This is a genomic window from Pseudomonas sp. 50_B (assembly GCF_017491625.1).
GTDB classification, from domain to species: domain Bacteria; phylum Pseudomonadota; class Gammaproteobacteria; order Pseudomonadales; family Pseudomonadaceae; genus Aquipseudomonas; species Aquipseudomonas danubii.
This window is the reverse complement of record NZ_JAFGYX010000037.1, coordinates 1-20,814: the sequence shown is the minus strand read 5'-3', so window position 1 is coordinate 20,814 and position 20,814 is coordinate 1. Positions and strand designations below refer to the sequence as shown.

General features: G+C 64.4%; 17 protein-coding genes. 8 read left to right on the top strand and 9 right to left on the bottom strand.

Annotated elements, in window-relative coordinates; all coding sequences use genetic code 11:
• The first annotated feature begins 9 nt into the window (after nucleotides 1-9).
• From J5M73_RS29805 to dapA, 4 genes are all read left to right on the top strand, one after another.
• A complete protein-coding gene (locus J5M73_RS29805) occupies nucleotides 10-549 on the top strand; it encodes a DUF3455 domain-containing protein (protein WP_102864566.1) in 540 nt (179 codons plus the stop codon).
• 101 nt (nucleotides 550-650) lie between these two features.
• On the top strand, nucleotides 651-1,214 hold the full coding sequence (locus J5M73_RS29800; protein WP_102864565.1) for a sigma-70 family RNA polymerase sigma factor: 564 nt from the start codon (nucleotides 651-653) through the stop codon (nucleotides 1,212-1,214).
• The gene (locus J5M73_RS29795; protein WP_102864564.1) at nucleotides 1,211-1,930 is read left to right on the top strand and encodes an anti-sigma factor; all 720 of its coding nucleotides are present in this window, start codon (nucleotides 1,211-1,213) and stop codon (nucleotides 1,928-1,930) included. Before J5M73_RS29800 ends, J5M73_RS29795 begins: the two co-directional genes overlap by 4 nt.
• 352 nt (nucleotides 1,931-2,282) lie before the next feature.
• Nucleotides 2,283-3,146, top strand: coding sequence for a 4-hydroxy-tetrahydrodipicolinate synthase (gene dapA / locus J5M73_RS29790; protein WP_102864563.1), 864 nt, complete (start codon nucleotides 2,283-2,285; stop codon nucleotides 3,144-3,146).
• A gap of 178 nt (nucleotides 3,147-3,324) precedes the next feature.
• Here the strand turns inward: dapA and J5M73_RS29785 are convergent, their stop codons facing one another.
• Both J5M73_RS29785 and J5M73_RS29780 read right to left on the bottom strand, forming a co-directional pair.
• The gene (locus tag J5M73_RS29785; RefSeq protein WP_102864562.1) at nucleotides 3,325-3,981 is read right to left on the bottom strand and encodes a ribonuclease T2; all 657 of its coding nucleotides are present in this window, start codon (nucleotides 3,979-3,981) and stop codon (nucleotides 3,325-3,327) included.
• Between the two features lie 258 nt (nucleotides 3,982-4,239).
• A complete protein-coding gene (locus J5M73_RS29780; protein ID WP_102864561.1) occupies nucleotides 4,240-5,598 on the bottom strand; it encodes an HD domain-containing phosphohydrolase in 1,359 nt (452 codons plus the stop codon).
• A gap of 198 nt (nucleotides 5,599-5,796) precedes the next feature.
• On the opposite strand from J5M73_RS29780, the gene J5M73_RS29775 reads away from it, so the two are divergent.
• Genes J5M73_RS29775 through J5M73_RS29760 form a run of 4 tightly spaced genes read left to right on the top strand, consistent with a single transcriptional unit; the run spans nucleotide 5,797 to nucleotide 11,924 of the window.
• Nucleotides 5,797-7,722, top strand: coding sequence for a GGDEF and EAL domain-containing protein (locus J5M73_RS29775; RefSeq protein ID WP_102864560.1), 1,926 nt, complete (start codon nucleotides 5,797-5,799; stop codon nucleotides 7,720-7,722).
• The gene (locus tag J5M73_RS29770; RefSeq protein ID WP_102864600.1) at nucleotides 7,715-8,707 is read left to right on the top strand and encodes a cytochrome c peroxidase; all 993 of its coding nucleotides are present in this window, start codon (nucleotides 7,715-7,717) and stop codon (nucleotides 8,705-8,707) included. The genes J5M73_RS29775 and J5M73_RS29770 overlap by 8 nt, the downstream gene beginning before the upstream one ends.
• Nucleotides 8,704-10,509, top strand: a complete 1,806-nt coding sequence (locus J5M73_RS29765; protein WP_102864559.1) for a DAHL domain-containing protein — start codon at nucleotides 8,704-8,706, stop codon at nucleotides 10,507-10,509. Before J5M73_RS29770 ends, J5M73_RS29765 begins: the two co-directional genes overlap by 4 nt.
• Nucleotides 10,509-11,924, top strand: a complete 1,416-nt coding sequence (locus tag J5M73_RS29760; protein ID WP_102864558.1) for an ATP-binding protein — start codon at nucleotides 10,509-10,511, stop codon at nucleotides 11,922-11,924. Before J5M73_RS29765 ends, J5M73_RS29760 begins: the two co-directional genes overlap by 1 nt.
• Nucleotides 11,925-12,000: 76 nt before the next feature.
• On the opposite strand, the gene J5M73_RS29755 is transcribed toward J5M73_RS29760, so the two are convergent.
• The 7 genes from J5M73_RS29755 to J5M73_RS29725 all read right to left on the bottom strand — a co-directional run bounded on the left by J5M73_RS29755 (nucleotide 12,001) and on the right by J5M73_RS29725 (nucleotide 20,579).
• On the bottom strand, nucleotides 12,001-14,571 hold the full coding sequence (locus tag J5M73_RS29755) for an EAL domain-containing protein (RefSeq protein ID WP_102864557.1): 2,571 nt from the start codon (nucleotides 14,569-14,571) through the stop codon (nucleotides 12,001-12,003).
• Nucleotides 14,572-14,808: 237 nt separating this feature from the next.
• Nucleotides 14,809-15,780, bottom strand: coding sequence for a GDP-mannose pyrophosphatase NudK (nudK, locus tag J5M73_RS29750; RefSeq protein ID WP_102864556.1), 972 nt, complete (start codon nucleotides 15,778-15,780; stop codon nucleotides 14,809-14,811).
• Nucleotides 15,777-16,766: an SMI1/KNR4 family protein gene (locus J5M73_RS29745; protein ID WP_102864555.1), complete on the bottom strand. Its 990-nt coding sequence runs from the start codon at nucleotides 16,764-16,766 to the stop codon at nucleotides 15,777-15,779. Before J5M73_RS29745 ends, nudK begins: the two co-directional genes overlap by 4 nt.
• Before the next feature lie 68 nt (nucleotides 16,767-16,834).
• A complete protein-coding gene (locus J5M73_RS29740) occupies nucleotides 16,835-17,146 on the bottom strand; it encodes an AzlD domain-containing protein (RefSeq protein WP_162884178.1) in 312 nt (103 codons plus the stop codon).
• The gene (locus J5M73_RS29735; protein WP_102864553.1) at nucleotides 17,146-17,844 is read right to left on the bottom strand and encodes an AzlC family ABC transporter permease; all 699 of its coding nucleotides are present in this window, start codon (nucleotides 17,842-17,844) and stop codon (nucleotides 17,146-17,148) included. Before J5M73_RS29735 ends, J5M73_RS29740 begins: the two co-directional genes overlap by 1 nt.
• Nucleotides 17,845-18,073: 229 nt before the next feature.
• The gene (fabV, locus tag J5M73_RS29730; RefSeq protein ID WP_102864552.1) at nucleotides 18,074-19,270 is read right to left on the bottom strand and encodes an enoyl-ACP reductase FabV; all 1,197 of its coding nucleotides are present in this window, start codon (nucleotides 19,268-19,270) and stop codon (nucleotides 18,074-18,076) included.
• Between the two features lie 277 nt (nucleotides 19,271-19,547).
• Nucleotides 19,548-20,579 carry a lysozyme inhibitor LprI family protein gene (locus J5M73_RS29725; RefSeq protein WP_102864551.1) on the bottom strand — a complete coding sequence of 344 codons (1,032 nt, stop codon included), beginning with the start codon at nucleotides 20,577-20,579 and terminating at the stop codon, nucleotides 19,548-19,550.
• Nucleotides 20,580-20,814: the final 235 nt, after the last annotated feature.

The window sequence follows — 20,814 nt, the reverse complement described above, 5'->3', positions numbered from 1 at the left end:
AGAGCCACCATGCACGCCAAACAACGTCTTCTCTGCCTCAGCGCAACCTTGACCATCGCCTGCCTGGGCGCCCTGCCTGTGGCCCAGGCGCAGAGCGCATTGCCCGACAGCATCAAGGTGCCAGAGGGCCACAAAGTTGCCCTGGAAACCGTGGGCACCGGTGAAATCACCTACGAGTGCCGGGACAAGGCCAATGCACCGGGCGAGACCGAATGGGTCTTCGTCGGCCCCAAGGCGGTGCTCAGCGATCGCAGCGGCAAAGTGCTGGGTGACTACTTCGGCCCACCAGCCACCTGGCAGGCCAAGGACGGTTCGAAGATCACCGGGACCCAGGTCGCCGTGGCGCCGTCCAGCGCCGGCAACCTGCCCTATCAACTGGTCAAGGCCAATCCGGCCGAAGGCAAGGGGCTGATGAGCGGCGTCAGTTACATTCAGCGAGTGGCCCTCAAGGGTGGCGTGGCCCCCAGCAGCGCGTGCACCGCCGCTAACAAGGGCACCCGTGAAACAGTGAAGTACCAGGCGGACTACATCTTCTGGGCGGCCCGCTGATTCGCCGCCCAAGATGCAAGGCCAGGCATAGGCAACTGGTCTACGCTGCTGACAGCCACTGCACCGCTTGGGTGGCGGTGGCTGTCATCTGTCGCAGGTAAATGCCCTTGTCTCTACCCGAACCCCTGTTTGACCACGCAGGCTGCATCGCCGCTTGTGCCCGAGGTGAGCGCCAGGCTCTGGAAGCCCTTTATCACGAGGAAGGGCCGCGCTTGCTCGGCGTCGCCAAACGCCTGGTACGCGACACGGCCCTGGCCGAAGACATCCTGCACGACGCCTTTATCCGAATCTGGCAAGGCGCAAGCAGTTTCGACCCGGAACGAGGCAGTGCCCGCGGCTGGATGTTCAGCATCACCCGGCATCTGGCGCTGAATTTCCTGCGCCGCCATGGCCGTGAGGTGCCTATTGAAGAACCTTATGCAGACCACCCGGACACCCTTGACGGGCTGGCCATGAACACAGAGGCGGTCACCGCGCTGGCTGATGCCGGACGTCTCCAGCATTGCCTGGGGCAACTGCCCTCACAGCGCCGCGAGTGTCTCCTGCTGGCCTATCTGGACGGCTATTCACACATGGAGATTGCCGCCAGAATGACCACCCCGCTGGGGACGGTCAAAGCCTGGATCAAGCGCAGTCTCAGTGCCTTACGGGAGTGCCTGGGATGAACATCGGTCCACGGGACGACAGCGATCCCACGCTCCAGACCCTGGCCAGTGAATATGTCCTGGGCACCCTGGACGCCGAACAACGGCGCCTGCTCGAACAGCGCCTGCCCCATGACCCCGCCCTGCGCAGCGCCGTGCAAAGCTGGGAACAGCGCCTGCATCCCCTCACCGCTTTGGCCGATCCCGTCACGCCGTCGCCCTGGCTTTGGCGGCGTATAGAACGCAGCCTGGAGCAACTGGCTGAACCGGAGCCGGTCTCGGCCGCAAATAGCGCCAGGCGCTTCAACCCTCTGGCGCTGTGGCGCGGATTGGCCGCTGCCGGCCTGGCCGCCAGTGTCCTGTTGGCCAGCCTGCTGATGCTGCGCCCCGATGCCCCTCCCAGTTACCTGGTGGTGCTGGTAGCCCCTCAGGACAAATCACCCGGCTGGGTGGTGCAAGCCAATGACACCCGGGAGTTGCAGTTGATTCCACTGGGCAGCATCGAGGTTCCGGCGGACAAGGCCCTGGAGTTCTGGACCAAGGCCGACGACTGGAAGGGCCCGGTGTCTCTTGGGCTGGTCAAGCCCGGCCAGCCGTTGCGTGTGCCGCTTGATCACCTGCCACCCCTGCAAACCAATCAATTGTTCGAGCTGACCCTGGAAGATCGCCAAGGCTCGGCGGTGGGCAGGCCTACCGGCCCCGTGCAGTTCATCGGCCGCGCCGTCAAGACTTTGTGACCAGGGGAGAACCCGCCTTGACCCGGCGTGGCAGCGGCCAATCAACCGAGCCCTGTCCGAGGATTGACAAACCCCGCGCCGGCTTTTAAAACTGTGCGCCTGATTTCAGAGTCTGCCTCAGCCATGTCCCAAGCCCTTACCCTCGATTCTCGCGCCATTGGCCTGCTGGCCAAGGCCGGAGCCTGGGTGGCTTGCAACTCTAAATCGAAGAAACAGTCGCTCATGTGACCGGGGCGCTGTGTCCCGTCAGATGAGCTGACAGGACATCAAGCGCTACGGACACCCGCCCCCTGCTTAACGCCCTTCTACTCTTCTGACGACGACCCGACGGTCAACCATCAGGAGAACACGCATGTCATCGTTTCAAGGAATCTGGGTCCCCATCGTCACGCCCTTTCACAATGGCGCCATCGACTTTGCCGCCCTGCGGCGCCTGAGCGCCCATCTGCTGGAAAGCGGCGTGGCCGGGCTGGTGGTCTGCGGCACCACCGGCGAAGCCGCGGCCCTGGACAAGGACGAACAACTGGCGGTACTCGACGCCGTGCTCGAACAGGCCCCCGCCGGGCGAGTCATCATGGGCCTGGCAGGCAACAACCTGAAATCGCTGCTGAACCTGCAAACGGAAATCCTCAAGCGCCCGGTGGCGGCCCTACTGGTGCCTGCGCCCTATTACATCCGCCCCTCCCAGGCGGCCCTGGAAAGCTTCTTCCACAGCGTCGCCGATGCCTCCAGCGTGCCGCTGATCGTCTACGACATTCCCTATCGCACCGGGGTCAACCTGGACAAGGACACCCTGCTCAACATCGTGCGTCATCCGCGGATTGCCGCCGTCAAGGACTGTGGCGGCAACCTGGACAAGACCCTGGCGCTGCTGGCCAGCGGCGCGGTAGAGGTGCTGTGCGGCGAGGACCTGCAACTGTTCAGCGCCCTGTGCCTGGGGGCTAGCGGAGCCATTGCGGCGGCGGCGCACATTCGTCCGGAGTTGTTCGTGCAGTTGCAGCGCCAGGTCCGCGACCAGCAGCTGGATGCGGCGCGGACCACCTTCCGGCAACTGGTGCCGCTGATTCAGGCGCTGTTCGCCGAGCCCAACCCGGCCCCCGTGAAAGCCTTGCTGGCCCATCAGGGACTGATCGAGCCACACCTGCGGGCACCGATGCACGATTGCAGCGCCGCCACCGCCGTACACCTGCAGAACCTGTTGGCCGACCTGCCCTGATACGGAACATCGGAATTGACGTGCCTGTGGCCCGTAGGAGCTGGCGTGCCAGCGAAAGCGTCCTCAAGCCCGGTGCAAGGTTCGAGGACCTCTTCGCCGGCAAGCCGGCTCTACGGCAGCCGGGGCACGACAATCTCGATGCCCCGTCGGCGCCGATCGGGGCGGTGCGCGCACGCTTTCAGCGGATCGGCGGGATACGGATCTGGCCGGCGCGGCACTGGTTTTTCACGCCTTTGCCGCACGGGCCAAAGTCCAGGTCCTTGGTCAGGCAGACCCGGACTTCGGAAAGCTCGGGGCCGCTGCAGAGAATGGCGATGCCGTTTTCGGCGATCCCCGGGTTGCTCTGGCGAAACTGCTGGGCAATCTGCGTGGCTTCAAAGTAACGCACCGCGGTCGAAGGCTGCAGCGCTTGCGGTATCTGCACCGTCGCCAGGGCCTTGTCCGTCGCATCCAGGTACCCCATGCCCCCCAGGCCACTGCAGGTGCCGTGCTTGGTCCATTCGTGGTTCATCAGTTTGGCGGTGGGAAACAGGGTCAGGCCCTTGGCCCGCTCCTCCTGCGTCAGCGGGGTCAAGGGTGGGCAGGACTGGGGCCAGCCGCCCTTGGCGTATTGCGGCCACAGGCCGTGGAGGACAAAGCCATAGCCCTTGCCCGAGCACTGTTCGTTCTCCGGATGCATCAGGCAAAAGGTCGGTGACCAGGACAAAGCCAGCAGGTAGTAGTCAAAAGCCCCCGCCACCGACTCGCGCTGCTGTTTGGGCTGACGTGCGTCGCTGATGCCCACCATCCCCAGGGTCAGCACCAGGGCCGCCATCAGGGCAAAAAACTTTCTCATCGTTACCTCTCCTAGGGAAATCGGATCGTCCTGGCCCCGCCATCGGGTTACTGCGGCAGGCACACAGCTTCACTTTCTTGGCATGCCGGGGTTGCAGGAACATGACATTCGCCGCGCCGTGCCCCGGTAAAGCCGGTCAGGCGCGACGAACGCCGAGCGAACGTCGGCCGAGGCGCCAGCGGGACACTGCGCCAGGGCCTGGGGCGGCGCGCGGTGCGAAAGATGACGGAACAACCGGGCACAGATCAAGAGCGGCGATCAGTGCCCGATGTCCAGAGACGGCCCTGGGGCTTCAGGCACGCTGACAAAAATGCTGTAGTGCCCCCCTTCCATGGCCTCAAAGGCGATCAGCTTCTGCACCAGCGGCTCGCTGATCACCTTGCCGGCATTGAGCAGCAGCATGCCGTTGTCGGCATTGAGGTTGCGCCGCAGGACCATCCCCGCCTGCAGATCACGGGTGCCCAGCACCCGGACCGTCGGATCATCGACGGTCACGTCATTGAGGTAGGCCGCACAGACCCGAACAAAGCCTTCCACCATGTTCGGGTCATACAGACGGCCGGCGTACTTGCGAATGAACAGCAAAGCCTCGTCGCTATTCATGCGCCGCTCCAGAATCAACCCGCACTGCAACTCGATGAAATCCACCACCAGCTTCAGCAGCCGGGCACCCCAGGGAATCGCCTCGCCCCGCAGATGCTGGGGAAAGCCGCTGCCATCCCAGCGTTCCTGATGATGGAGGATCAGCCGCGCCGCATCCTGCATCGGCTCCAGCGTCATCAGCAGCGACTCGCTCTGGGAGGGATAGGCCCGATAGCGCTCCTGATCGGCGTGCCGCAACAGCTCCGCCGGAGCGGCCAGCATGGCATCGCTCCAGCTCAGCTTGCCGATGTTGTACAAGGCGGCGGCCATGGTCAGGTCACGGCTGGCGGTTTCGTCCAGGCCATAGCTTGCACAGCAGGCGCGCACCAGTTCGATGATCTTGCGGTTGGTCTGCTTGTCCGCCGGCAGGCGCAGGTTGGCCAGCAGCGAGAACACCTCGGTGCCGGTCACATAGCTGTGCTTGAGCTCTTCATAGGCCAGGTCCAGCATGTCGGCGGTCTGTTGCAGCTCGGCGGTCCGGGACGCCACGCGCTTTTCCAGTTCGGCGTTGCTCACCTTGAGCTGGCGGTTCTGCTCCAGCACCAGTTGCTGCAGGCGCTTGAGCTCGCGCTCGGCGTGCTGGTATTCCAGGGTCTGGCGCAGGATCAGCAGCAGCTCTTCGTCGTTCCAGGGTTTGCTCAGGTACTGGTGGATCTGCCCTTCGTTGACGGCCTTGACGATGGTGCTCAGATCGGCGTAGCCGGTGAGCAGAATCCTGCGGGTGGCCGGGTAGCCCTCGCGCACCCGGGCCAGCAGGGTGGCGCCGTCCATGTCGGGCATGCGCGCATCGCTCATCACCAGGTCAACGGGACGCTGGGCCAGGATTTCCAGGGCCCTGGCACCGCTGTCGGCCAGCAGCACTTCATAGGGCTGGCTGCGTAGCAGGCGCCGCAGGCTGTTGAGGATCGATTCTTCGTCATCCACCAGCAACAGGCTTGGACGCTGTCCTGGTTCGGTGGGCGGCAACGCTTCCATGGTGAGTCCCCCTGTCCTGCATCTCGTTCCCCGGACAGTGCCGCCCGGCCAGCGCCCAGCGGCGCTACAGCCCAGACAATCCTAGCTATTTTTTTGATGTTCACCCGGGAATATCCGCCAAAAAATCCTCTCACGGTGCATGTTCCAGTGACTATGCTCACAGCGTTGGACGCACGCTCAGGACGCTAGGGAAAGTCAATGAACACTGGCTGCGACGCACAGACAAATTCGCAAGACCCCTCGGATACGCCGCCATCTGCGCGAGTCAACCGACGGGTGCTGATTGTGGATGACAGCCTCTCCATTCATGAGGACTTCCACAAAATCCTCATGCCCTCGCAGAACCTGGCCCTGAGCCAGGTCGAAGACCAGTTGTTCGGCAGCGTCAGCCCCCGCCCGCTCCAGGTGTTCAGCCTGGATTCGGCGTTCCAGGGTCGCGAGGCCCTGGCCATGGTCGAGTCGGCCCTGGCCCGTGACACGCCCTATGCCATGGCCTTCATCGACATGCGCATGCCGCCGGGCTGGGACGGCCTGGAAACCATCGAGCAATTGTGGAAGGTCGACCCGGATCTGCAGATCGCGCTGTGTACCGCCTATTCGGACTATTCCTGGGAAACCATGGCCGAGCGCCTGGCCTTTGGCGACCAGTTGCTGATCCTGAAAAAGCCCTTCGACAGCCTGGAAATCCGCCAGATGGCCAGTGCCCTGACCTGGAAGTGGCAGATGACCCAGGATGCGCGGCACAAGCTCGACGATCTGCAGCGCACCATCGAGGAACGGGTCGCGGAGCTGCTCAAGGTCTCCCACCTGCTGCACTACGATACCCTCACCGGGTTGCCCTCCAGCGCCTTGCTCGGCGATCGCCTGGGCCAGGCCATGGCCCGGGCCCGGCGTTATGGGCAACAGCTGGCGGTGATGTTCCTCGGGCTGGACCGTTTCAAGCGGATCAACAATGCCCTGGGCTACCCGGCAGGCGACGAGTTGCTCAAGAGGATCGCCCACAGCCTGCAGCACGGCATGCGCGAGTCGGACTCGGTGTTCCGCTACGGCTCCGACGAATTCGTGGTGCTGCTCCATGATCAGGAGCCGCCGCCCCAGGTTCGTAGCGTCGCCGAAAAGCTCCTGGCGACGGTGAGCCAGCCCCACGATGTGGCCGGGCACGACCTACGGGTCACCGCCAGCCTGGGGATCAGCCTCTACCCCGAGGATGGCCAGGATGCCCTGAGCCTGATCAAGAAGGCCGAGATGGCCATGCGCAACAGCAAGGAGCAGGCACCGGGGGGCTACGGTTTCTTTACCGAGGACATGACCCACCGCGCCCGGGAACGCCAACACCTGGAATCGGGCATCCGCCAGGCCCTGGAGCGCCAGGAGTTGAGTTTGCATTACCAGCCCAAGATCCACCTGGCCTCGGGCCAGGTGGTGGGCGCCGAGGCGCTGATTCGCTGGTTCAGCCCGCAACAGGGCTGGATCAGCCCCGCCCAGTTCATTCCAGTGGCCGAGGACAGTGGCCTGATCAACCGGATCAGTCAGTGGGTCGTGGGCGAAGCTACCCGCCAGTCCCGTGCCTGGCAGCAGGCGGGACTGGCGCCGATCCGCCTGTCGGTCAACCTCTCGGCCAACGACTTCAGGCAACCGCAGCTGCTCCAGCAGTTGCAGCACGCACTGCGGGACAGTGCCCTGGACCCGACCCTGCTGGAACTGGAAATCACCGAAGGGGTACTGATGCAGAACGTCGAAGCCACCCTCGCCACCCTGCAAGCCATCAAGGCCCTGGGGGTGCGCCTGGCGGTAGACGATTTCGGCACCGGCTACTCCAGCCTCAGCTACCTGCGCAAGTTCCCGGTGGACGTGCTGAAGATCGACCAGTCCTTCATCCATGGCCTGAGTCACGAGCCCAAGGACGCCGCCCTGGTCAGCGCGATTATCCAACTGGGGCGCAGCCTGAACCTGAGCATCATCGCCGAAGGGGTGGAAACCCAGGAGCAACTGGCGTTCCTCAAGCAACAGGGCTGCGAGGAAGGCCAGGGCTTTTACTTCAGCAAGGCCCTGCCGGCCGACAGTTTTGCCCGCCTGCTGCGGGCCCAGGCGTCCCAGCAGCAGGTAGTCGACCATGATCGCTGAACAGCAGCCCAGGCAACGCCGACGCCGCTCGCACAGCCTCATCGGCCTGCTGCTCTGGGCGATGGCCGCTGTCGCCCCGCCGGCCTTCCCGGCACCGCTGGACGAACCGCTCAAGCCCCTGCCCGCAGTACCCGCCCTCGATCCCCAGCGGGTGGAGCTGGGCCGCCGGCTGTTCAACGAGCCGCGCCTGTCCCTGGACAACAGCCTCTCTTGCGCCAGCTGTCATCGGCTGGACCAGGGTGGGGCCGACGCGCAGGTCAAGTCCCTGGGCATCAAGGGCCAGCTTTCCCAGGTCAACACCCCCAGCGTGTTCAACGCTGCGCTGAACTTTCGCCAGTTCTGGGACGGTCGCGTCGAGACCCTCCAGGCGCAGATCGACAACGTGGTGCAAAGCCCCACCGAGATGGGCAACAACTGGCCCAACCTGCTGCGCACCCTGAATGACGACGCCAGCTACCGCCAGGCCTTCGGCGCGCTGTACCCGGACGCCATCACCGCGGCCAACGTGCAGGACGCCCTGGCCAGTTATGAACGGACGCTGCTCAGTGCCGGCTCGCGCTTCGACCAGTACCTGCAAGGCAACACCGAGATCCTCAGCCGGGAGGAGAAGTACGGCTACCAGCGGTTCAAGGACTACGGCTGCATCGCCTGCCATCAAGGGGTCAATATCGGCGGCAACATGTTCCAGAAGTTCGGCGTGATGAATGACTACTTTGCCGACCGGGGCAACCCCACCGACGCCGATCTGGGGCGTTTCCTGATCACCGGCGACGAGCAGGACCGCAACGTGTTCAAGGTCCCCAGCCTGCGCAATGTGGCGGTCACCGCCCCCTACTTCCACGACGGCTCGGCCACGACCCTGGAACAGGCCGTGGAGGTGATGTTCAAGTACCAGTTGGGCCGTACCCCCAACCCCCAGGACACCCGCCTGATCGTCAAGTTTCTCCAGACCCTCACCGGGCAATGGCAGGGCAAGCCGCTATGAAGTTGCGCCGCCGCTGGCCCTCCATGCTCCTGACCCTGGTGGCCCTGGGCCTGGTCCTGGCGCTGGCGTTGCTCTACTTCAAGACCATGATCGGCCAATCCCCGAACTTCGCCCTGTCCCGGGACCTGATCGGCCAGATCAAGCAATTGAACGCCCAATGGGAAACCGAAGTGCTCAAGGCGCGCATCGCCATTACCCACGACTACGATCCGCTGGTGCAGCCGGTGCAGCAGATCAACCAGCTGTGGCAGCGCTTGGATCAGCTCTCGCAACAGGGTCACAGCGCCCCGGCGGCCTGGCAGGCCAGTCACCAGGCGTTCCTCAATGCCTTCCAGGAAAAAGCCGGCCTGGTGGAACGGTTCAAATCCCACAACGCGGTGCTGCGCAACTCACTGGCATTCCTGCCCTACGCCGAGGACGACATCCAGCGCCGGCTCGCCGACCTCGATGATCAGCAGCGACTGGCGCTGCAGAATTTTGCCATCGACACCTACGACCTGCTGCTCAGCAGCCTGGAGTTCGCCCAGATCTCCAGCAGCGACAAAGCCGCGGACATCCTGGTAGGGCTGAACAAACTGACGGTCAACAAGGAACGCCTGCCCACCGCCATGCACGAACCGGTGGACATCCTCAGCAAGCACGTCGCCGTGGTCCTGCGCGAGCAGCCGGTGGTCAATGAACTGCTGGAGCGGCTCACCTCGGTCCCGGTGGCCGAACGCCTGGACGACATCACCCGCCTGCTCAACAACGACCAGCTCCAGGCCGACCTGCAGGACCAGAAGTCCCACCAGTATCTGCTGGCATTCTCGGTGCTGCTGGTGCTGTTGATCCTCTATCTGGCGATCCGCCTGATCAGCAGCTTTGCCGTCATCCGTCGGGTCAACACCGCCCTGCAGAGCGCCAACGAACACCTGGAGCAGCGGGTCGAGGAACGCACCCGGGAACTCAAGGAGGCCCAGAGCGAGTTGCTGGACGCCGCGCGCCAGGCCGGCATGGCGGAAATCGCCACCAATGTCCTGCACAACGTCGGCAACGTGCTCAACAGCGTGAACATCTCCAGCGAGATGCTCAGCCGCACCCTACGCTCCAGCAAGGCTCAGGGCCTGGGCAAGGCGATGGAACTGATCAATCAGCATCAACACGATCTGGGGCATTTTTTCAGTGAGGACGAAAAAGGCAAGCTGCTCCCCGGCTACCTCAACCAACTGGTGCAAGCCATTGCCAGCGAGCAACAGGGCATGAGCGGCGAACTGGCCCAGCTTGGGCGCAGCGTCGACCACATCAAGGAAATCGTCGCCACCCAGCAGTCCTACGCCGGGGCCTCGCGGCTGATCGAGCCGTTGCAGGTCGGCGAACTGATCGATGACGCCTTGCGCATGAACTCCGGCGCCCTGGCCCGGCATCAGGTCACGGTGCTCAAGGACTACACCCAGGTGCCACCGGTCCTGGGCGACAAGCACCGCCTGCTGCTGATCCTGATCAACCTGATCAGCAACGCCAAGTACGCCATGTCCGATCTCGACGAACACTCCCGGACCCTGACCCTGAGTGCCCATGTGATCGACAACCGGACCTTGCGCATTCAAGTCCGCGACCGCGGCGAAGGCATTGCCGCCGAGAACCTGACGCGAATCTTTGCCCACGGTTTCACCACCCGCAAGGAAGGACACGGCTTCGGCCTGCACAGTTGCGCCCTGGCCGCCATGGAAATGGACGGGCAGCTCAGCGTGCACAGTGACGGGCCGGGGCTGGGAGCGACCTTTACCCTGGACATACCGCTGATCAGCGTTGAGGGCCACTGATGGACGATCTGAGCAACCGGCGAATTCTGCTGATCGACGACACCCCGTCGATCCACGACGACTTTCGCAAAATCCTCACCCCGCCTGCGGCGGACGCCAACAGCCTGGACGACCTGGAAGCGCAGTTGTTCGGCGCCCAGGCCAAGCCCCGGCAACAGCCCTTTGAACTGGACTCGGCCTACGGCGGCCAGGAAGGCTTGAACAAGGTCTGCCAGGCCCTGGAGCAGCAGCGCCCCTATGCCCTGGCCTTCGTCGACATGCGCATGCCCCAGGGCTGGGACGGAGCCCAGACCATCGAGCGCCTCTGGCAAGAGGACCCGCGCCTGCAGGTGGTGGTGTGCACTGCCTATTCCGACTACTCCTGGGAGGACCTGCTGGAGCGACTGCACGCCCACAACCGCCTGCTGATCCTGAAGAAGCCCTTCGACAACATCGAAGTCCAGCAGATGGCCAGCACTCTCACCAGCAAATGGGAGATGACCGCCCGTGCCCTGCTGCAGATGCACCATCTCGAAGATCTGGTGGAGCAGCGCACCGAGGACCTGAGACAGGCCGGCGCGGCCCTGCAACAGGAAATCGACGAGCGCAAGCAACTGGAAAACCAGCTGGTGCAATCGGAGAAACTGGCCTCCCTCGGGCAACTGGCGGCCGGGGTCGCCCACGAGATCAACAACCCCATCGGCTTCGTCGCCTCCAATCTCGGCAGCCTGGCGGGCTACCTGGAACAGATCAGCCAGCTGCTCACGGCCTATCGCCAGAGTGAAGAGGCCATCGCCGCGCCGGAGCTGCGCAAGCGCCTGCAAAGCCTGCGCGAAAGCATCGACCTGGACTTTCTCCAGGAGGACATCCCGTTGCTGATCAAGGAGTCCAAGGACGGCATCGGCCGGGTCGAGCAGATCGTCAGGGACCTGAAGAATTTCTCCCGGGTCGACAGCGACCAGCATTGGCAAATGGCGGACCTGCAGCAGGGCATCGACTCGACCCTGAACATCGTCGCCAGCGAACTCAAGTACAAGGCCGACCTGATCAAGCACTACCAGCCGCTGCCAGAGATCGAGTGCCTGCCCTCCCAGCTCAATCAGGTGGTGATGAACCTGGTGATCAATGCCGCCCAGGCCATAGGCCCCGAGCGCGGCACCATCACCCTGAGCAACGGCGTGGCAGGCGAGCGGGTCTGGCTGGAAGTCAGCGACAGTGGCTGCGGCATCGACGAGCAGCACCTGCAGAAGATCTTCGACCCCTTTTTCACCACCAAGCCGGTGGGCCAGGGCACAGGGCTGGGCCTGTCGCTGTCCTACGGGATCGTCAAGAAACACGGCGGGCAAATCAGCGTCCGCAGCCAGTTGGGGGTGGGCAGCACCTTTCGGGTGGAACTGCCGATCCGCCAGGGCCCCCATCGTCCGGACCCGGCCTGAACCGGGCGCGCCCTCCCCGTCCCTGGCGCTGATTGCGAGCGTGGCACAACGGCCAGCGAGTGCTGCAAGGCCCGCCTTAAGTGGTAGAGCGGCTGGCCTGGGACAGCTCGGTGCACAGCCTCACCCAGGCGTCGCTGTCCAGAGGCGGACTCAGGTGCGGCCCCTGGGCCTGATCGCACTGAATGTCCTGCAGCGCCTGGTACTGCTCCGGGCTTTCCACACCTTCGGCAATCACTGTCAGACTCAAGGCATGCCCCAGGTCGACGATGGCCTGGACAATCGAATGCCCGGCCTGATTGCCGCCCAGTCCCGCCACCAGGCTGCTGTCGATCTTCAGGCCGTCCAGGGGAAAGGTCCGCAGGTACTGCAGCGCCGAGTAGCCGCTGCCGAAATCGTCCATCAGCAGTTGCACCCCAAGGGCCTTGAGCCCCTGCATGATCTCCAGCACTTGGCGACCGTCGTCCAGCAGCGCCTTGTCGGTCATTTCCAGCACCAGCCGCGAGGGCGCCAGCCCGCTCTGGCCCAGGACGGTCCTGATCCTGGCCACCAGTTGCCCGCGCTGGAACTCGGCGGCCGACAGGTTGACCGCCAGCAGCAGGCGTTCGGGCCAGGCCCGGGCCGCGCGGCAGGCGGCGTGCAGCACCCAATTGCTCAAGGGCAGGATCAGCCCGGTGTCCTCGGCGATCGGTGAGAACACCTCGGGCCCCAGCAGCCCACGCTGGGGATGCTGCCAGCGCACCACCGCCTCGGCGCCCACCAGCTGTCCGTCCGCCAGCCGATAGCGTGGCTGGAACTGCAGCAGCAACTGATCCTGCTCGATGGCGTGGCGCAGGTCGCGCTCCAGGCCGCGGCGTTCGATGATCCGCACATTCATGTCGCTGGCATAGAACCGCCAGGTACTGCGCCCCGCCGCCTTGGCCTCATACAGGGCGATGTCGGCAAAACGCAGCAGCTCCTCCGCCAGGCTGGCATCCACCGGCGCCCGGGCAATGCCGATGCTGGCACTGATGAAGACTTCATGCTCGGCAATGTAGAAAGGCTCTTCGATCCGCTCGATCAGGCGCCGGCACAGGCCTTCGATCTCGGGCTGGGCAACCTGCCCCGGGACCACCAGGACAAACTCGTCGCCCCCGACCCGGGCCACCAGATCCTCGCCCCGCAGGCATTGGGCCAGACGCTGGGACACCTCATGCAGCACCTGGTCGCCCGCCGCATGCCCCAGCAGATCGTTCACCGGCTTGAAGCGATCGAGGTCGACGCTGAGCATCAACAAGGGCTCCTGCAGGGTCGGCAGGGCCAACAGCTTGCCTTCGAGAAACTCCTGCATGCGCGTACGGTTGGCCAGTCCGGTGAGGGCATCGTGCTGGGACAGGTACTCGATCCGCCGCCTTGCGGCGACCTCCTCGGTAATGTCGCTGGCGGTGCCCCGATAACCACCGGCGGCCATGGCTCGCACCGAAAGGCGGCAGATCCGCGGCTGCCGGTGGCCATCCAGGTAAGCGCATTGCAGGATCGCCTGGGAGCGCCGCTCCGGGGCCGCCAGCCAGTTGAGCAGCGACCCCTGCTCGGAGCTCAGCAGCTCGTTCATCGGCCGCCCCAGCGCGGACTCCCGAGAGAGTCCGGTGACCACCTCGAAACGCTCGGACAGGTAGGTAAAACACAAGTGCCGGTCCACTTCCCAGATCCAGTCGGACGCTGCTTCGGCGACGTCGCGAAAGCGTTCTTCACTGGCCAGCAAGGCGCTACGACTGACCCGCAGGGCCTGGACCTGATCGTCCATGACCCGAGCCGCCGCGCCGGCCCGGCGCAACAGGAAGCCGGCCATGATGCCCGCCAGCAGGCCCGCCAACAGCAGCAACGGCATCACCAGTACCAGCAACTGATGCCCGGGGCGGGTCGGTTGCCATTGCAGGACTCCGGCGCCGTCGGGCAGGGTCAGGGACGGCAGTGCGGCGGCCGGCACGGGGCCGGCCACCTGCAACTGTTCGATGCCCAGTCCCTGCCCCAGCGCCAACAATCGCGACGGTTCCAGGCGCGCAACGAAAATCAGCACCGACTGAGGCCCGCTGTCGGCACGCACTTGCGGGTCGTTGCCTGGGTTCAACAGGTCGGCCACCACCAGCGCCGGGGTCCCGGCGATGGCATGGTAACGGCTGATGGCCTTGCCGCCGGCTTGCGAACGTACCTCCTCCACCAGGGGCGCCAACTGTTCCCCCAGCCAGTCCCGGGCATCCATCGACGCCAATCGCCCAGCCACCAGGGAATACACGGTGCGGCCTGCCGGACCGATCACGAACACGCCGTCAAAACCCAGATCGTAGTACAGGGTCGGACCGAAGTTCTGCCGGGTGTAGGCCCAGTCGAGGTCGACCCGCAGGTGCAGGTGCTGGTAGGCGTCACCCCACAGGGCATAGTCCTTGAGCGTGGTGCGGGCATTGCTGTCCAGAGACTGCAGGGCCTTTTCGATATCCAGGCGATTGTGCTGTTCGGCGGAAAGGTTCTGGTCGAGGGCGATGTACACCAGCAGCACGCCGGTGAAGAGGAACAGCGCCAGCAGCAGCCCCGAGCACCCCAGCAAGGTGGCACGAGTCAGCGCCTGATTGGAGGTGCTGCGTCCTTGAGATGGGTCCTGACCGAGGTTTTCCATAATGCTCCAGGCGCCATGGCGACAAACTGACCGCTGAGGCCCTGCCCCACACAGTCCTTGACGAAGCTCGCGCTTGCCTATTGACGATAGACAGTATTTTCCCGCGGGGCCTGGAAATGCCGGGTGCACGAAGGCTGCGGCTGTGCTGAGGGGGTTCTTGAAAGGTGGGGTGCAGGCGCTGACGGCCAGCGCAGGCGATCGATCCGCCCCCGCGCTGCACTGAATCAGTCGTCGGGATCAGCGGTCGGAATCAGCCCGGAGCGCGCCCGGCGTCACAGCCGGCAATTGCTCAACCCGGTGATAGACACTCAGGCCCAGGCGCTCGGCGACCCGCACCATGGCGTCGCAGCCCGCCGAGGCCGCGCCGATGCGCAGCACGGCATCACAGCGCTCCAGCAGGCGTTCGGCATAGGCGTGGAACTGCGTGTTGTAGATCTCATCGCCCACCGCCAGGGACCCCGCCAACCGGGTCATGGGCAACGCCACCCACTCCCCCAGCACCGGAAAATGCCCGGCCGCCAGCACCTGGGCGGCGCACTGCTCCATGGCCGCGACATTGCGTGCCAGCACCGCCGGATCGTCGCCGCTGCCAGAGCGGTACGGGCCGGCCACCAGCACCATCAGGCTGCGCGGCTTGAGCACATGCAACTGCAGGTATTGCAGGAGCATGATGGTCTTGCCGTCGATGATTTCGCCGCTGTCGATCATGCCCAGGGCCTGGTCGATGTCCAGCTCCAGGACCTCGATGTCCTCGCCTTCGTGCTCCAGTCCGCCGCCTTCATCGATGCGGTCCTCGGCCTGGTAATGACCGATGAAGAAATGCACCCGCTCGGTCACCGAACCCGGGCTCATGAAGGCTTCGAAAACCTTCTGCACCTCGCCTACCCGGCAACCGGTTTCCTCCTGTGCTTCCTGACGGATGCGCACCTCCGGGCTGGCGTTGTCCAGCAGGCCGGCAGCGGTCTCGATCAGGTAGCCGTGGTGGTCGTTGACGAAGGCCGGCATGCGGAACTGCCGGGTCAGCAGCACCGTGCGCCGCTTGAGGTTGTACAGCAGGATGGTCGCGCCATTGCCCCGGTCATAGACCTCACGGTCCTGGGCCTGCCAACTGCCGTCGCGGCGACGCAGCTCGAAGCTGTACTTCTTCAGCACGTACCAATTATCAGAAAGGGTCCGTTCGGCGGTGATGCGAATCGATGCCTCGCTCATGGCTGCTCCTGAGAGTCTGGGCTGAGGGGGCGAAACCCCGAGAGTTGTTCCAGCAACTGCGCGCGATAGGCTGGCGTCAAGACCAACCCGCCCGCCGCCTGGCGCATTTGGCCGCCGGCCAGCCGTGCCCGAAACCAGTCGTGGATGAAGTCCGGGGCATAGCCACCGGTGCCGAAGCCCTTGGCGAAGGCGATCATGTCGCAGTAGACCTGCAGGTACGACTCTTTGTCGTTGACCGGATAGCAGTTGCGGTACAGCCAGAACAGCAGGTCATACAGCAGTTGCGACAGCGGATCGGCGTGCAGCGCGAAGTAGCGTTTTTCATGGACGATGCGCAAGGCGATCTGGCGGATCAGCGGCCCCAGGTCGGGCACTTCGTGGAACTGTTCGAGCAACTCCTCCAGCAGCGCTGAGAACGGCGCGCTGGCGACCTTGTCCAGATCGTCCAGGTAATCCTGCTCCGAGGTGTCGTAGACCTCGGGGGACACCAGAGCGCGGATAAAGGCCTCGAAATTCGGCGCCAGCACGGTCACTGCATAGTCGCGTTCCTGATCCACGTGCACCACCCGCGGCTCGCCCTCGGGGCCGCATTCGCGGTAGTCCAGGGCCACCATGTCGTGCCCGGCAGACGGGCAATTGCAGATGTACACCCCGAGGTCCGGGTAACCCCATTTCTCGATTTTGAAACGACTGCCCAGGCTGCCGCCCAACGAATAGGCGGCGTCGCGGCCAATGCTCAGGAAGCTGTCGATCGCGCAGTGGTCCTCAGCCCAGGAGGTGCCTTGTTCGGTGGGGAAACAGCACAGGTGCGGGCGCCCGCCGTTGTAGCGATTCATGAACGCCACATAGGACGGCGGCAGGCGATAGCCCAGCTCGGCTTGCAGCTCGGCGATCATGGCGGCGCTGGCTGGTGCCTGGTTGATCTTGCAGTGGGTGGCCCGGTCCCAGAACGCGTCCAGGTCGATATCGTGGGGGAAGTCGCTCATCCGATGCATCCGTTGCGGTTTAAAGGTCGGCCTGCGCCGAAAACGGCACAGGCTAGCGCAAATGGCCCTCAGAGCCACCAGCGCAGAAAGAAAAAGAACCCCATGCTCAGCAACATGCTGACCAGGGTGTTGCGGGTGTAGATCACCAGCGCAATGGCCACCAGCGAGCTCAGCAGGTAGGGATTGTCCCAGTGCAGGTTCAACTGGTGATCGGGCATGAACACGATCGGCCCGCAGATGGCGGTGAGCATGCCCGGCACCGCAAAGCCGAGGAACTGCCGGGCATTGCTGCTCAGGCGCAGCGGCAGGCGCGGTTCGAGAAACACGTAGCGATTGAGAAAGACCAACAGGCCCATGCCGAAGATGACTGCCCAGACCATCATGCTTGCCCCCGATACAGTTTGTTGCAGACAAAACCCGAAGCCATCCCCGCCAGGCCCGCCAGTACCAGCGCCGAGCCCCACTGCCAGTAGCTGAACAGCACCGAGCACAGCAGCGACACTGCGACACAGACCACGGTGGGCACATTGCGCACCAGCGGCGTGATCAGGGCGATGAAGGTGGCGGCGATGGAAAAGTCCAGGCCCAGGTGCTCCAGGCCCGGAATGCTCTTGCCCAGCACGATGCCCAGCAGGGTGAACAGGTTCCAGGCCACATAAAAGGTCAGGCCCACGCCCAGGGCGTACCAGCGGTCGAACTGCTGCTTGTCATGGGCGCTGGTCAAGGCGAACAGCTCATCGGTGAGCAGAAAGCCCAGGCCCACCCGCCAGCGCCCGGGCAAGGGCGAGATCACCGAGCGCAGGCTCATGCCGTAGAGCAAGTGCTGGGACGTGAGCAGCAAGGTGGTCAGCAGGATCGAGAAGATCCCTGCCCCGCCCTTGAGCATGCCGATGGCCACCAGTTGCGCGGCGCCGGCAAAGACGATGCTCGACAAGCCCTGGCCCTGCAGCGGCGTGAGATTGGCTTCGATGGCCATGGAACCGGCCAGCAGCCCCCAAGGCGCGGTGGCCAGGGACAGCGGCATGATGGCGATGGCGCCGCGGATAAAGGCGGCACGAGGTAAGAGAACGCTGGACATGACACCCTGCACACAGATAACGGACGCTGACTGTGCCATCTGCCGGCGCCCCCTGGCTTGAACAATCTTGCGCAATTGCACCACCACCCTGGGAGCTGGCTTGCCAGCGAAGGCGTCGCCAAGACCCGCACAAGACGTGCACCGGCAAGCCGGCTCCTCGATGAAATACGGGGGCAGAAACGACAACGCCCCTCACGAAGGAGGGGCGCTGGCTGACGCTAGACGCGGATTACAGCTGGATCAGGTTGCTGATCTTCACGTCCGGATCGACATCGGCTTCGTAGTCGACCCCTTCGATCTCGAAACCGAACAGGCGCAGGAACTCTTGCTTGTAACCGACGAAATCGGTCATTTCGTAGAGGTTCTCGCTGGTGACCTGGTCCCACAGCTGCTTGACCCGATCCTGGACTTCGGGTTGCAGTTCCTTGTAGTCGGCACGCAGGCGGCCTTCCTGGTCGATCACCGGCTCGCTGTTGTACAGGCTGTCCTTGTACAGGCCATAGACCTGCTCGATGCAACCTTCGTGGCTGCCCTGCTCCTTCATCACCTTGAACAGCAGCGACAGGTACAGCGGCATGATCGGGATCGCCGAGCTGGCCTGGGTGACCACGGCCTTGAGCACCGACACCCGAGCGTCGCCGCCCAGGTCGGCCAGTTGCTGGCGCATGCCGATGACTTTCTGGTCCAGGTCCTTCTTGGCTTCGCCAATCGAACCGTTCCAGTAGATGTCGTGGGTCAGCTTCTCGCCCAGGTAGGTAAAGGCGGTGGTTTTCGCACCTTCGGCCAGGACACCGGCGTCGTGCAGGGCGTCGATCCACATCTGCCAGTCTTCGCCGCCCATCACCGCCACGGTGCCGTCGATCTCTTCCTGGGTCGCCGGCTGCAGGGTGGTTTCCTTGACGATTTCCTTGTCGGTGTCGACACCGCGCAGGGTCACGGACTTGCCCAGGGGCTTGAGGGTCGAACTCAGCACTTCACCGGTCTTGGGGTGGGTGCGACGCGGCGCCGCCAGGCTGTAGACCACCAGGTCGATCTTGCCCAGGTCGCGCTTGATGGTTTCGATGGTCTCGGCCTTGACCGCGTCGGAGAAGGCGTCACCGTTGATGCTCTTGGCGTACAGGCCCTTTTCTTCGGCGAACTTGTGGAACGCCGCGGTGTTGTACCAGCCGGCGGTGCCCAGCTTGCCGTCAACGCTGCCGCGCTCGAAGAACACCCCCAGGGTGTTGGCGCCGCAACCGAAGGCGGCGGTGATCCGCGCGGCCAGGCCGTAACCGGTGGATGCGCCGAGGACCAGCACGTTCTTCGGCCCTGCGTCGATGGCGCCCTGCTGGGTGACGTAATCGATCTGCTGCTTGACGTTGGCTTCGCAACCCACCGGATGGGTCGTCACACAGATAAAGCCGCGAACGCGGGGTTTGATGACCATTTACAATCTCCCAATTTCAATGTGCCAGGCGCCGGTAACGGCGGCGGCAGTGTCACTTGCTAAGGTCGTAGACGCTCACAATGGCTTCGCGTCACCAACTGATGGAATTTGCCCGGCAGGCCAAGGCCTGGCGTCCCTGTGCCGGCACCCTCGGGGCGATATCCAGGCGGCCCGGGCCGAGACTCTAGCAGTTGCACCGGCCGGCTTGTGCATCCACCCGGCGAAATTTCTGCGGCCACGTTCATCAACAGATGATGAAGTCCGGCCGGCCTGTGCTTCAGGGCATCCTGTCCAGCGGCAGTTGCTGGCCCTGGCTGCGCGCCTCGTACCAGCGCTGTACCACGTCCGGCAGGCGCTGCTTCCACGCAGGCTCGGTGGTGTAGTAGCGCACCCGCACTTCATCGGCGGGGCCCACCACTGCCAGCAGCGCGACCCACAACTCACCCTTGGCACCGCGCACGAAAATCGCCGCATGGGTGCTAGCCAGCCCCTGCAGCCACATATCGGTGACCTCGGCGCCCGGAAGCTCGGCCGAGGTGTCCTGGGAGAACGCCGAGCCGCTGTCGAGCAGGGTCTGGTAATCCTGTTGCAGCAGCTTGCGGGCGCGCAGATCTTCCTCCTCAGTGCGCACCAGCGCGGTGGACAGCAAATCGTACGGGTTCTCCAGGATTTGCCGGGAGGCCACATAGAGCCCGTCGTAATACACCCCCGAACCGGCGCCGCAGGCATAGGCATCGCCCTCCTGGGTCACCTGCAACAGGCCGTTGCGCGGGGTGAAGCGCAGCTTGCAGCCCTCGACGCCGTAGCGGGCTTCACCGTCCTTGAGCTGCAGCTTGCCCGCCAGCGCACCGGAATTGGCGCCGCCCATGGCCGACAGGTCGAAGCTCAGACGATCTTCGCCGCTGCGCCGGATCACCAGCTCACCGCCATAGAACGGGCTGACCGAGACCCGCTGCCAGGTGCCCTGCCAGCTGAACGGGATGTTCACATAGCGCAGCACCGTCAGCCGGCTCAGGTATTGGCTGCGCAGACAGCCCAGGTCGGCCTGGCACTGGTCGCGCTGCTTGAGCCATTCACGCTGGCCCAGGCGCAGCGCCTTGGGGTCCTTGGCCTCGGCCAGGGTCGCCGTCCAGGCCTTGCCCAGCCGGCTGTCCAGCCCGGCGGTATAGGGGTCGGCGCAGATGGCCTTCTCACTGGCACTGGCGGCCTTGGCGCAGTCGAAGCTGCTGGCCTGGGTCGCGGTGGCACAGGCCAGGACAGCGAGCAGCAGGCCACTGGCCCGCAGTGGACGTACAAGGGAGGCGGACATGGTTCGATTCCATTCAAAAAGGGCTTTGCAAGAATACCTGCGTCGACTTCTTACTCACGCAGCATTCATGAAAAAAATCCCTCTGCCCCCGCCTTCCCGGCCTCATGACCACCCATGCAAGCACTGTGACATCACCGACACTTGCAACAGCGCTGCGTTGCCCGATAATCAGCCACCGACTTGAGCCTCGCCCCATGGACTGGAGAACACGCTTGCACACACCCCCCACCCCCCA